The sequence below is a fragment of the Limosilactobacillus albertensis genome (assembly GCF_014145555.1).
In the GTDB taxonomy this organism is placed as follows: domain Bacteria; phylum Bacillota; class Bacilli; order Lactobacillales; family Lactobacillaceae; genus Limosilactobacillus; species Limosilactobacillus albertensis.
Genome location: NZ_JACIVD010000039.1, coordinates 1 through 237 on the forward strand (window position 1 = coordinate 1; position 237 = coordinate 237).

The following is a 237-nucleotide window of genomic DNA, read 5'->3' on the forward strand; positions in this document are numbered from 1 at the left end:
AGGGAGCGATCCCCCAACTACTTTCGGCGTGTTGAAGCTTAACTTCTGTGTTCGGCATGGGTACAGGTGTATCCTTCAAGCCATCATCACCACACTCTTTGTCCTTTCGGACGAGAGCCTGTGCTCTCAAAACTAAATCCTATCCCTTTCTTCCAATAAACCTACCGCTCCTTGGTTAAGTCCTCGACCGATTAGTAATGGTCCGCTCCACGCCTCACGGCGCTTCCACTTCCATCC

At 51.1% G+C, this 237-nt stretch carries 1 rRNA gene; it reads right to left on the bottom strand.

The features are described from left to right. A 5S ribosomal RNA gene (rrf, locus tag H5S41_RS00515) occupies nucleotides 1-94 on the bottom strand; the annotation flags it as partial. Nucleotides 95-237: the final 143 nt, after the last annotated feature.